At 44.6% G+C, this 11,309-nt stretch carries 11 protein-coding genes; 6 read left to right on the top strand and 5 right to left on the bottom strand.

Features of this window, described 5'->3' with window-relative positions; all coding sequences use genetic code 11:
- The 5 genes from D2U88_RS11085 to purN all read right to left on the bottom strand — a co-directional run.
- Positions 1–1,148: hypothetical protein (locus D2U88_RS11085; RefSeq protein WP_147378526.1), on the bottom strand; the 1,148-nt coding region annotated here is incomplete at its 3' end.
- Between the two features lie 475 nt (positions 1,149–1,623).
- A complete protein-coding gene (locus tag D2U88_RS11080) occupies positions 1,624–3,522 on the bottom strand; it encodes an amidophosphoribosyltransferase (RefSeq protein ID WP_119640631.1) in 1,899 nt (632 codons plus the stop codon).
- A 43-nt stretch (positions 3,523–3,565) separates the two neighbouring features.
- Positions 3,566–4,492 carry a PfkB family carbohydrate kinase gene (locus D2U88_RS11075; protein WP_119640630.1) on the bottom strand — a complete coding sequence of 309 codons (927 nt, stop codon included), beginning with the start codon at positions 4,490–4,492 and terminating at the stop codon, positions 3,566–3,568.
- A 97-nt stretch (positions 4,493–4,589) separates the two neighbouring features.
- On the bottom strand, positions 4,590–5,225 hold the full coding sequence (locus D2U88_RS11070; protein ID WP_119640629.1) for a ribonuclease H1 domain-containing protein: 636 nt from the start codon (positions 5,223–5,225) through the stop codon (positions 4,590–4,592).
- Positions 5,225–5,788, bottom strand: coding sequence for a phosphoribosylglycinamide formyltransferase (gene purN / locus D2U88_RS11065; RefSeq protein ID WP_119640628.1), 564 nt, complete (start codon positions 5,786–5,788; stop codon positions 5,225–5,227). Before purN ends, D2U88_RS11070 begins: the two co-directional genes overlap by 1 nt.
- A gap of 161 nt (positions 5,789–5,949) precedes the next feature.
- On the opposite strand from purN, the gene D2U88_RS11060 reads away from it, so the two are divergent.
- The 6 genes from D2U88_RS11060 to D2U88_RS11035 all read left to right on the top strand — a co-directional run bounded on the left by D2U88_RS11060 (position 5,950) and on the right by D2U88_RS11035 (position 11,299).
- The gene (locus D2U88_RS11060) at positions 5,950–6,183 is read left to right on the top strand and encodes an acyl carrier protein (protein WP_009778413.1); all 234 of its coding nucleotides are present in this window, start codon (positions 5,950–5,952) and stop codon (positions 6,181–6,183) included.
- Between the two features lie 101 nt (positions 6,184–6,284).
- Positions 6,285–7,535 carry a beta-ketoacyl-ACP synthase II gene (fabF, locus tag D2U88_RS11055; protein WP_119640627.1) on the top strand — a complete coding sequence of 417 codons (1,251 nt, stop codon included), beginning with the start codon at positions 6,285–6,287 and terminating at the stop codon, positions 7,533–7,535.
- Positions 7,536–7,544: 9 nt separating this feature from the next.
- Positions 7,545–8,282 carry a ribonuclease III gene (rnc, locus tag D2U88_RS11050; protein ID WP_119640626.1) on the top strand — a complete coding sequence of 246 codons (738 nt, stop codon included), beginning with the start codon at positions 7,545–7,547 and terminating at the stop codon, positions 8,280–8,282.
- Between the two features lie 110 nt (positions 8,283–8,392).
- Positions 8,393–8,857, top strand: a complete 465-nt coding sequence (locus D2U88_RS11045; protein ID WP_119640625.1) for an IPExxxVDY family protein — start codon at positions 8,393–8,395, stop codon at positions 8,855–8,857.
- A 2-nt stretch (positions 8,858–8,859) separates the two neighbouring features.
- Positions 8,860–10,302 carry a pyruvate kinase gene (pyk, locus tag D2U88_RS11040; RefSeq protein WP_119640624.1) on the top strand — a complete coding sequence of 481 codons (1,443 nt, stop codon included), beginning with the start codon at positions 8,860–8,862 and terminating at the stop codon, positions 10,300–10,302.
- Between the two features lie 148 nt (positions 10,303–10,450).
- The gene (locus D2U88_RS11035) at positions 10,451–11,299 is read left to right on the top strand and encodes a helix-turn-helix domain-containing protein (protein ID WP_119640666.1); all 849 of its coding nucleotides are present in this window, start codon (positions 10,451–10,453) and stop codon (positions 11,297–11,299) included.
- Positions 11,300–11,309: the final 10 nt, after the last annotated feature.

Genomic DNA, 11,309 nt, shown 5'->3' with positions numbered 1-11,309 from the left:
AGTTCCGCATCATAAATGATCTCTTCCTCAAAATCCACTTCTCCGTTATCCATCCATGCGCTTATGCTCTCCTTCCCAAATGCTTTTGCCTTTGCGGAGTTGGACTGATCTTGCAGGTACTGCTTCAGGTCCTCGACTTCACCGGAGTCCCTGTGCTGGAAATACCATACGAACTGTTGGGGCGTTAGGGAGAGGTCGTGTCCCAGGGAAAGGTGGTTCTTGGCCTTGAACATGGCCAGGTTGGTGACCCCGTTGTCGATCAGGTATCCGTCCACGATGTTCTTGATGTTGGAGTCGGAATTGTAATATCCCCTTTCTGCTTGGGACAGCTTTCCACTGGCAAATTCCTTGAGCTGAAATTCGTAGAGGGAGACATTTGTGGGCGCGGTGATGATATAGGGGTCCTCGAACCCGGCCCCGCCACCGTTGCCGCCCTCCCCATTTCCCAGATCAGGTTCCCCGGGAATGCCGCTACCGGATCCCCCAATCAAACAGACCATGGATTCCTTGTAGAAGAGCCGGTCGTCGCCCGTGAGCTGTGCCTCCAAAATGCACATCTCCCCTGCGGGGTGATCGGTCCCCCCAAAGTGGCACCATAATTCCACCACGTCATAGCAAGTGTCGTTCTTTTCAACAATGCCAACATCCAGTCTTTCCAGGTCCAAGGAGAACAGTTCCCTTCTCCCCTCAAAGGAAAAGGAGCCGTGTTCGGCAAGGGCACGGATACCATCCTTTAGGTGGTACCTGACCAGAAAAGCCTGCAGGTTGCCCGATGGATTCCGCTGTAGCACCAGGTTCTCGAAGAAACTGCCATCGTTGCGGTCCCTTTTTATCGGAAAAGTATAGGATGTCACATCATCGTGCGTAATGACCTTTACCATGGAAGTGTCCACGGTAAAACCATAAAGATCGGAACCCATGTTTTTGGAAGTCGTTGTCCCGCCCATTGATGACAAGCGGGAAATCGCCGTACGAACAGGTTCGTCATTCAGATCCTGCAGTGACATCTGTTCCAGTGAGATATCTAATGGAATGGAGTCCTGTTCTTTTGGGTCGTCCTCTTGGGGCGGTGTCTCCCCAGGGCTACATGCGTTCAACAGAAGAAGGAACATCAGCAGCCCGATGGGGTACAAGCATAGTCTTTTCATGCCTTGTCAGGTTAAGTTATCAAACAGTAAGGTAGTTGTGGGGTACAACATACAGGCCCGGCCCGAGATTGATCGGAGCACAGGGACATTAAAAAATGGTGTATGGGGTATATTGCTACGGAAAGCGAGGACAATATAGCTTTTTTTGAATAAAAATCGAATAAACCTCAAAAATAGACCCTAAGTAAATCGTACGGAAAGTTTGGATATAAATAGGAAGAAGTTGCTCTGACAGTATCCAAATAAGGCAATTTGTCGGGACAAAACCATCAGTTATGTTGATAGTTTGAACAACCATAAAATAAAAAAGGTGGAATAGCTTCCACCTTTTTTGCCCCAAATCTTACCATGAACTTAACCTACTTATGCTATGGCAATACTAAAGTAGGTTTGTGGGTTTGCCAGCGCATAAAAACCCGCCAATCTACTAGTTTCATCGATGAAATGCACTTATGCATCCCTAATATATGATTCGTTAATACGCCCTTTCGTTCTTCCCTTCAAAGAAGTTGATGAACGCCCTGTTCACTACACGGTTACCTCCTGGTGTGGGATAATCTCCGGTAAAATACCAATCTCCAAGGTTCTTGGGACAGGCCTCATGAAGGCTCTCTACCGTTTGGTAAATGATATCCACTTCCGCATTGATACCTTCCGGACTCAAGATTTCTGCAATTTTCTTGGAAATCTGGTCAGGGGTAAAGGGAGCATAGAATTCCTTCACGTAGTTGACCACGTCTTTGTCCTTGGATGCGGTCTGCGCCAAACACTTTTTATAGATTTCTTCGATCTTGTGCGTGGTGCCGTGTTCTTCATGAAGTGCTTGTGCCGCTTTAAAGGCAACAAAGTCTTCCAGTTTGGCCATATCAATACCATAACAATCCGGATAACGGATCTGTGGGGCAGAGGACACCACGATGATTTTCTTTGGTGATAGCCTGTCGAGGATTTTCAGGATACTTCGTTTCAGTGTGGTACCGCGAACAATACTATCATCAATAATGACCAGGTTATCGTTTTCCTTCACAGAGCCATAGGAAATGTCATAAACGTGGGCTACCAAATCGTCCCGGCTGCTATCTTGTGTAATGAAGGTTCTTAGTTTGGCATCTTTGATCGCCACTTTCTCGATCCGTGGTCGTACCGAAAGTATTTTATGCAGGTTTTCCCGGGTGATATTGGAACCAAGTGCCAAGATCTGTTCCTCTTTTTTTAGGTTGAGGTAATTCTGGGCTTCCTTCACCATCCCAAAAAATGAGGTCTCGGCGGTGTTGGGGATATAGGAAAACACGGTGTTCTTTAAATCATGGTCAATGGATTCCAAAATTTGGGGGAATACCAATTTGCCCAATTTTTTTCGTTCCTGATAGATTTCCTTATCACTACCTCTGGAAAAATAGATACGCTCAAACGAACACGCTTTGCGCTCGGTGGGTTCCAAGATTTCTTTCAAGGAAACGCTTCCATTTTTCTTCACAATGACCGCATGTCCGGGGTCCAATTCTTTTACCTCTTCAAACTTCACATTGAAAACGGTTTGGATCACAGGTCGTTCCGAAGCCACCACGACCACTTCATCATCCTTGTAATAATAAGCAGGTCTGATTCCAGCAGGATCACGCATCACAAAGGCATCGCCATGGCCCAATAATCCACCCATGGTATAGCCACCGTCCCAGTTCTTGGAAGCTTTTTTCAAGATCTTGGCCACGTTCAACCGTTCCGCGATCAAAGGGGAAGCTTCCCTTTTGTTAAATCCTTCTTTTTTGATCTGTTTGTACAGTTTGGCCACTGCATCATCCAAAAAGTGACCTATTTTTTCCATAACGGTCACCGTATCCGCCATTTCTTTGGGATGCTGGCCCAGTTCCACCAAATTCCCAAAAAGTTCATCAACATTGGTCATATTGAAGTTTCCGGCAACGATCAGGTTACGATGCATCCAGTTGTTTTGGCGTAGAAATGGGTGTACGCTTTCAATGCTGTTCTTTCCAAAAGTGCCGTAGCGCACGTGTCCCATCAACAACTCGCCAATGTAGGGGATGTTCTTTTTTTGCCAGGCCACGTCCTTATCATGTCCCGGATTTTCGGCAAGGGTAGTATTGATACGCTGATTGATCTGGGCAAAAATATCCTGAATGGGTTGTTGCTGTGCGGACCGTACCCGACTCATGTAACGCTCTCCGGGCTTCATGTCCAACTTTATACTGGCAAAACCGGCGCCATCCTGCCCGCGGTTGTGCTGCTTCTCCATCATTAGGTACATTTTGTTCACCCCATAAAAGGCCGTACCGTATTTTTCCTGGTAATATTCCAGAGGTTTAAGCAAACGGATCAATGATATTCCGCATTCGTGCTTAATGGCATCACTCATAATAAACCAAATAAAAATGCCCCGAAATTTTCAGGGCAGGTATTTATGTTAATTCTATATTGAACTGTGTCAAGTCCCTAAACTGTATCAAACGCGCATCTACTTCGCGTTTTTGCAGGTCTACCATGCGTTCCGTACCAAAGCGCTCCACACAAAAGGAGGCTAGGTTAGATCCATGGATGATGGCATTCTTCATACTCTCGAATGAAATATTTCCCATTTCGGTCAAATATCCGGCAAATCCGCCCGCGAAGGTATCGCCAGCTCCGGTGGGATCAAAAACCTCTTCCAAAGGAAGTGCCGGGGCAAAGAAAATGTTCTCTTTATGGAACAACAGGGCACCATGCTCTCCTTTTTTGATGACCACATACTTAGGACCCATTTCTTGAATTTTCGCTGCAGCCTTCACCAAGGAATATTCACTCGTCATCTGTCGCGCCTCTTCATCATTAATGGTAATCACATCAATTTTTTTGATCACTGCCATCAATTCGTCCCAAGTACTGTTCATCCAAAAGTTCATGGTATCCAGTATGATCAACTTTGGTCGTTCTTCCATCTGATTAATTACACCCATTTGGATATTGGGATGTAGGTTGCCCAACATGACCACATCTGCAGCAGTAAAATCAGCGGGAACGATTGGGTTGAAATCGGCCAAGGTGTTCAGCTCGGTGACCAAGGTGTCGCGAGAATTCAGGTCGTTATGATATTTTCCTTCCCAGAAAAACGTTTTTCCGCCTTTCACCACTTCCACACCGGTAAGGTCAATGTTCTTGTTTTTTAGGATATCCATATAGGACTGGGGAAAGTCGTCGCCCACTACGGAGACGATGGCAGCATCCAGTTTAAATTGTGAGGCGGCAAGACCAATAAAGGTTCCGGCACCGCCCAATATTCTGCCAGTCTTTCCAAATGGGGTCTCAATGGCGTCAAAGGCCATAGATCCCACAATCAGCAATTTGCCCATTCCCTGAATTTTGGTGCAAATATAAGATATAGAAGTTCCATATGGTACTATGGGTGGAGCATTTGCAAAAAATTGACAAAATAGGGTAATCAACCGACTATTTTCTGCCGAAGTCAGCAGGGATTTCACCCCACGCCCTGGTTTCCCATTTTACGATGGGGGTGGTGTAACGGTTCTTTTTTAACCAATCCTCTGCCCGTTCTATGAGTTCAAAAAGCTTGGCATTTTTTGAGGTTTTATCCAACTTGGTGCCACATTTGCCTTTTCGTACCCAGCCTATGGCAATCCTGGAATCGGAATATAGGATGCGGTCACTTTTTTTCTGCTTTAAAAAAGCAAGTCCATGTACCAAAGCCAAGAATTCGCCCACGTTGCTGGTGCCTTGCTCAAAAGGCCCTTGGTGGAAGAGAACTTTTTTGGTTTTGGTGTCCACACCGCGGTATTCCATCTTGCCGGGATTGCCACTGGAAGCTGCATCCACGGCTATGGAATTATAATTGGGATCCCCAATTTTTAGGAGTTCTTGCTGCGAAAGTTCCGATTTGCCCTTTGTGGTTCCTTTATAATCGGCATAGTTGCCATTGTAGGCCTTTTTGGCTTCGGCAAAAGAGGAAAAGGATTTGTATTCGGCACCCTTGTATCCTTCAATTTGGGCCTTGCAATCTGCCCACGATTCGAAAATCCCGGGGTGTTTGCCCTTCCAGACCACATAAAACTTTGCTTTTTTCGCCATCAGCTCAAAAGTTTTTCAATGATCTTGGGAAAATGTTCGTATTCCAATTGGTGTACCTTTTCGGCTATGCTATTGGCATCATCTGAAGGGTTTACTGCGGTCTTGGCCTGAAAGATGATGGCACCCTCGTCATAATGTTCATTTACATAATGAATGGTGATGCCCGTTTCGGTTTCGCTGTTTTCCTTTACTGCTTGATGAACCCTTTCGCCATACATCCCCTTACCACCATATTTTGGAAGCAGTGCTGGGTGTATGTTGATGATCTTGTTCGGAAAGGCAGCAATCATATTTTCTGGAATTTTCCAAAGGAAACCGGCCAATACCACCAAATCGGCGGAAAAACCTTTTAACACTTGTACCACGGCATTAGAATTTGTGAAGGAAGTCCGGTTAAAATAAAAAGCGGGAACCCCAAGTCTATCACAACGTTCCAAGACCTTTGCCTCTTTCTTATTGGTAAGTACCGCTGCCACCTCAATTCCAGGGCTTTCCTGAAAATATGTAATGATGTTCTCTGCGTTGGAGCCACTGCCAGAGGCCAAAATGACAATTTGTTTCATCTGTTAGGATTTGATATGATTTTGGACTAACTTCAGGCGGCTAAAGTAAGGTACTGAGCCTTAAGAAGTTTAATTTGGAGCACATTTTATCGACAAATGATGTATTTAATCCAAAGTTTTATATTTTTGCCAACGATAAAATTTTTAAAACCACAATAATTATGTCAGACATTGCATCAAGAGTAAAGGCTATCATCGTTGATAAACTCGGTGTTGATGAGAATGAGGTAGTTGCTGAAGCCAGCTTTACCAACGATTTAGGGGCGGATTCCTTGGACACTGTTGAACTTATCATGGAGTTTGAGAAAGAATTTGATATCCAAATACCGGACGACCAGGCAGAAAACATCGCTACTGTTGGTCAAGCCATTAGCTACATAGAAGAAGCGAAGTAATTATATGATATATTACTAAAGATTTTAAATTATCCATGTGGTGATGATCGCATGGATAATTTTTTTTATAATTTAGGTCTAAAGGGTAAAAAAATAGTTCAATGCAGTTAAAGCGAGTTGTGGTTACCGGAATGGGGGCATTGACCCCAATTGGCAACAATCTGGAAGCTTATTGGGAAGGACTACGGACCGGCAAGAGCGGTTCTGCGCCCATTACGTATTTTGACACCGAAAAGTTCAAGACAAAATTTGCCTGCGAGTTAAAAGGATATGACCCCAACGACTTCTTTGACAGAAAAGAAGCCCGTAAGCTCGACAGGTTTGCACAATATGCACTGGTATCTTCCGATGAAGCCATTGCGGATTCTGGGATTGACCTGAACAATGTGGACAAATTTAGGGTCGGCGTTGTATGGGGTGCCGGAATCGGGGGATTGGAGACTTTCCAGAACGAGGTGATTGGCTACGCCCAAGGTGATGGCACACCACGTTTTAATCCGTTCTTCATCCCCAAAATGATTGCTGATATCGCTCCAGGGAACATTTCCATAAAGCATGGGTTCATGGGACCTAACTATACCACGGTTTCAGCATGTGCGTCTTCGGCCAATGCGATGATAGATGCACTCAACTATATCCGTTTGGGCCATTGCGATGTTATCGTTACCGGAGGTAGCGAGGCGGCAGTGACCATTGCAGGTATGGGCGGATTCAATGCCATGCATGCCTTGTCTACAAGAAATGAAAGTCCCGAAACAGCTTCAAGACCTTTTGATGCAACAAGGGATGGTTTTGTATTGGGGGAGGGTGCCGGGGCACTTATTCTGGAAGAATACGAACACGCCAAGGCAAGAGGCGCTAAGATTTATGCCGAAGTACTTGGTGGTGGACTTTCCAGTGATGCCTACCATATGACCGCACCACATCCGGAAGGAATTGGAGTGGTAAAAGTGATGGAAAACTGCTTGGAAAATGCAGGGTTGAAACCAGAGGATGTGGACGCCATCAACACGCACGGTACATCAACACCTTTGGGGGATGTGGCAGAGTTGAAAGCGATTTCCAAAGTTTTTGGAGACCACGCGCCCAACATCAACATCAACTCTACCAAATCCATGACCGGGCATTTATTGGGAGCAGCAGGGGCCATTGAGGCCATTGCCTCCATATTGGCCATGGAACACAGCTTGGTGCCACCTACCATTAATCATAGTGTAGTGGATGAAGAAATCGACCCATCGTTGAACCTGACCTTGAACAAGGCACAAAACAGGGAAGTAAAGGTTGCCATGAGTAATACTTTTGGTTTCGGAGGGCACAATGCTTGCGTGTTATTTAAAAAAATAGGGTAGTTTTGTAACATGAAACTCACCTCCAAAATATTCAATTCCCATCCAAACTCGGATGGGGATTTTTTTTTGGGAATGAAAAGGATACTTGGTTTTAAACCCAAGGACATCAACATCTACAAAAAGGCCTTTTTGCATCGCTCCATGAACCAAAAGGATTCCAGCGGGAACCCGATGAACTATGAGCGATTGGAGTTTTTAGGAGACTCCATGTTGGGGACCATTATTTCCAGACATTTATACAACGAAGTTCCCGAGGGAGATGAGGGCTATCTTACCAAAATGCGCTCCAAGGTGGTCAGCCGTAAGCACCTGAACGAATTGGGAAAGGATCTGGGCCTGTTGCGATATGTGGAAAGCAGGATACCGAAGTCGCATTTTGGGGAAAACATTCACGGAAATGTGTTCGAGGCCCTAGTGGGTGCCATCTATCTTGACCGAGGTTACAAATACTGTGAAAAATTTATCCATGAAAGGGTCATAGAACCTTATGTGGACATTGAACAGTTGGAAGGAAAGGTAATCAGCTATAAAAGCTTGGTGATCGAATGGTGCCAAAAGCAGAAAAAGCCTTTTAACTACCATGTTTATGAGGATACCGGCAACGATGAACTCAAACATTTTGCCGTAAAATTGACCATTGGCGACCGTATCCTGGCCAAGGCAAGAGCTACTTCCAAAAAGAAAGCGGAGGAAAAGGCATCCAAGCGCGCGTATTTTGCCTTGCAGAACAAAATAGAAAATCCATAATTTTAAATAATAGTAAATTCAATCGTTTTCGTTTGATTTATAAGTGTATTGTCTTGTAATAACTAGGCATTGAATCGGATTAAGACTATATTTACAGCTCGTGTTAAGGCATGTTGACAACGCACAAGATATCGGCCGACTTTTTCGATGATAGCTTTCAGCTCATCGCCATACACAGTAATTTGGAGGATTATGCCATCACTTATGCCATAAATTCCAATTGCGGGTTGCACTTGAAAAGAATGAAGAACGACCTTCATCTGGATCAGAACCAAACCTACGCTGTGTTCGATTGGGACGACGAGCTCAACCATATGTATTGGACCTTGATTTCGAACAAATGTGAGGTAGAGGAAATCATTCCCTCGGAGGGGTTGTTCGCGAACAACGTTTCAACAAGGACCGATCATTTGATCAAGGAGCGGAAAGAGGTGGACTATTTTTTAAAAGTGGATGCTGCGGAAGATGACATCTTGGTCCAGAAAATAAAAGCCATCAACAAGATATCGAAGGTCATTACAGCATATCCCTTGGACACGGAGACCTTAAAATCAAAAAGAAATTTAATCTTTTAACAATGCCAACTAGAAAGAAGACTAAAATTGTAGCAACATTGGGGCCTGCCACCAGTAAGAAAGAAACGTTGAAGGCAATGATTGAGGCAGGAGTCGATGTTTTTAGGATAAACTTTTCCCATGCCGCTTACGAGGATGTTGCCGAACGCATCAAAATGATCAGGGAACTAAATGAAGAGTTGGAGGTAAACACAGCAATCCTAGCAGACTTACAAGGGCCGAAACTCCGTGTGGGGGTGATGGGAGGTGAAGCCATAGTGGAACCCGGAGATGAAGTGACCTTTGTGACCGGCGAACCTTTTGAAGGCAATGCCCAGCGTGTTTATATGAATTATCAGAACTTTCCCAAAGATGTAAAGCCAGGGGAACGTATCCTTTTGGATGATGGGAAACTGATTTTTGAAGTAAAATCCACCAATGGGGAAGACGAAGTAAAAACCACGGTAATCCAAGGAGGTCCGCTAAAATCGAAAAAAGGGGTCAACCTCCCCAACACCAATATTTCCCTTCCCGCATTGACAAAAAAAGACATCAAGGATGCCATTTTTGCCATTGGTCAAAAAGTGGATTGGATGGCACTGTCCTTTGTACGTCATAGTCAAGATCTTATTGATCTTCAGGAATTGATCAAAGAGCATTCCGATCATAAAATTCCGATTGTGGCCAAGATTGAAAAGCCCGAGGCCGTTGAAAATATTGATAAGATCGTAACCTATTGTGACGGGTTGATGGTGGCCCGTGGGGATTTGGGAGTTGAAGTGCCTGCCCACGAGGTGCCGTTGATCCAAAAGAAATTGGTACTACGTGCCAAAAAAGCGAGGATACCTGTAATCATCGCCACCCAGATGATGGAGACCATGATAACAAGTTTGACCCCCACCCGAGCCGAGGTTAACGATGTGGCCAACTCCGTGATGGACGGTGCGGATGCCGTGATGCTTTCCGGTGAAACTTCCGTGGGGAACTATCCCGTTCAGGTCATCGAAAAAATGGCGAGTATCTGTATGAACGTGGAAGGATCTAGTTTGATCAAGGTGCCCCAGACACCTCCAAGCATCAGAACCAAAAGGTATATCACCAAATCGGTTTGTTACCATGCCGCTTTGTTGGCCAACGATATTGAGGCCAAGGCCATTTCTACCCTCACCAACAGTGGGTATACCGCGTTCCAAATTTCTGCTTGGAGACCAAGTGCCCATATTTTGGTGTTTACATCCAACCGAAGGATCTTGACCCAATTAAACCTTTTATGGGGGGTAAAGGCTTTCTACTATGACAAGTTTGTGTCTACAGACCAGACCATAGAGGATGTTAACCAAATTGCCTGCAAACAAGGATTTTTGGGTGTAGGAGATATGTTGGTCAGTCTTGCTGCGATGCCGATTAAAGAAAAAGGTATGGTGAACACCCTTCGTGTGACCGAAATAGAAACCTGTAATTTTTAGGAATACCTTTTTATAGATACCGAGGCCCCTTGATACAATCCGTAACAAGGGGTTTCTTTTTTGATAGGGCTTAAACTGTAAGTTTCCGTCTGGGAAATAGACTGATTTTGGGTTGGGTAATACCAACGAGGAAATCAACCTAGAAAACATGAAATACGAGTACAATGATTCCAGATTGGGGGCCATATTGGGTTTGACAAGTGATTTCAAAAAAGATGAGTATCGATTTTCGGATACGTCCAATACCATCAAATTTTTATGGAATAGAAATTGCGACCCCGTTGGACTGTTAGTTGATGGCATGATGGTGGAACTCTTACCCAATCAGTTGATGACCGTAACCAATTTGCAGCATGTATCCCTTGAGGCATCACAATTGCCGTTGGCCGCCATCCTTTTCAACAGGGAGTTTTATTGCATATTCGACCATGATAGCGAAGTGTCTTGTAATGGTATTTTGTTCTTTGGCACCCAAGACCTTCCCATCGTTACCATTTCAGAAGATCAATTGAACAAGTACAATTTGTTGTACGACATGTTCGTGGAAGAGTTTTCCACCCCGGACAACATCCAAGGGGATATGCTCCAAATGCTCTTAAAGCGAATGATTATCCTGAGTACCCGGTTGGCAAAGGAACAATTGATCGTAAAAACACTCGATAACGACCAAATCGACATCATCAGAAGGTTTAATTATTTAGTAGACCTACATTATAAGACCAAGAGAAGGGTAAGCGATTATGCCGAAATGCTCTTCAAATCCCCAAAAACACTTTCCAACCTATTTTCCATCTACAACCAGAGATCGCCCCAACAGATTATTTTGGATCGGATTGCCTTGGAATCCAAACGACTCATCAATTATACCGATAAACAAAACCAAGAAATCGCCTTCGATCTTGGGTTCAATGACGCTGCCCATTTTAGCAGGTTTTTTAAGAAAATGACCCAAATGACGCCCTCGGAATATAGAGAAAGCCTTGTTTTTGTTGCCTAAGGGAAAGTTG

Source organism: Flagellimonas aequoris (genome assembly GCF_003584165.1).
Taxonomy (GTDB): Bacteria; Bacteroidota; Bacteroidia; order Flavobacteriales; family Flavobacteriaceae; genus Flagellimonas; species Flagellimonas aequoris.
This window is presented reverse-complemented; position numbering and strand designations above follow the sequence as displayed.

Excerpts from the sequence above, each read along its gene's own strand:
- purN (WP_119640628.1), bottom strand. The coding sequence starts at position 5,788 with ATGAAACAAATTGTCATTTTGGCCTCTGGCAGTGGCTCCAACGCAGAG.
- D2U88_RS11045 (WP_119640625.1), top strand. The coding sequence starts at position 8,393 with ATGTTGACAACGCACAAGATATCGGCCGACTTTTTCGATGATAGCTTT.
- fabF (WP_119640627.1), top strand. The coding sequence starts at position 6,285 with ATGCAGTTAAAGCGAGTTGTGGTTACCGGAATGGGGGCATTGACCCCA.
- D2U88_RS11080 (WP_119640631.1), bottom strand. The coding sequence starts at position 3,522 with ATGAGTGATGCCATTAAGCACGAATGCGGAATATCATTGATCCGTTTG.
- D2U88_RS11075 (WP_119640630.1), bottom strand. The coding sequence starts at position 4,492 with ATGGGCAAATTGCTGATTGTGGGATCTATGGCCTTTGACGCCATTGAG.
- D2U88_RS11035 (WP_119640666.1), top strand. The coding sequence starts at position 10,451 with ATGAAATACGAGTACAATGATTCCAGATTGGGGGCCATATTGGGTTTG.
- D2U88_RS11060 (WP_009778413.1), top strand. The coding sequence starts at position 5,950 with ATGTCAGACATTGCATCAAGAGTAAAGGCTATCATCGTTGATAAACTC.
- D2U88_RS11070 (WP_119640629.1), bottom strand. The coding sequence starts at position 5,225 with ATGGCGAAAAAAGCAAAGTTTTATGTGGTCTGGAAGGGCAAACACCCC.
- rnc (WP_119640626.1), top strand. The coding sequence starts at position 7,545 with ATGAAACTCACCTCCAAAATATTCAATTCCCATCCAAACTCGGATGGG.
- pyk (WP_119640624.1), top strand. The coding sequence starts at position 8,860 with ATGCCAACTAGAAAGAAGACTAAAATTGTAGCAACATTGGGGCCTGCC.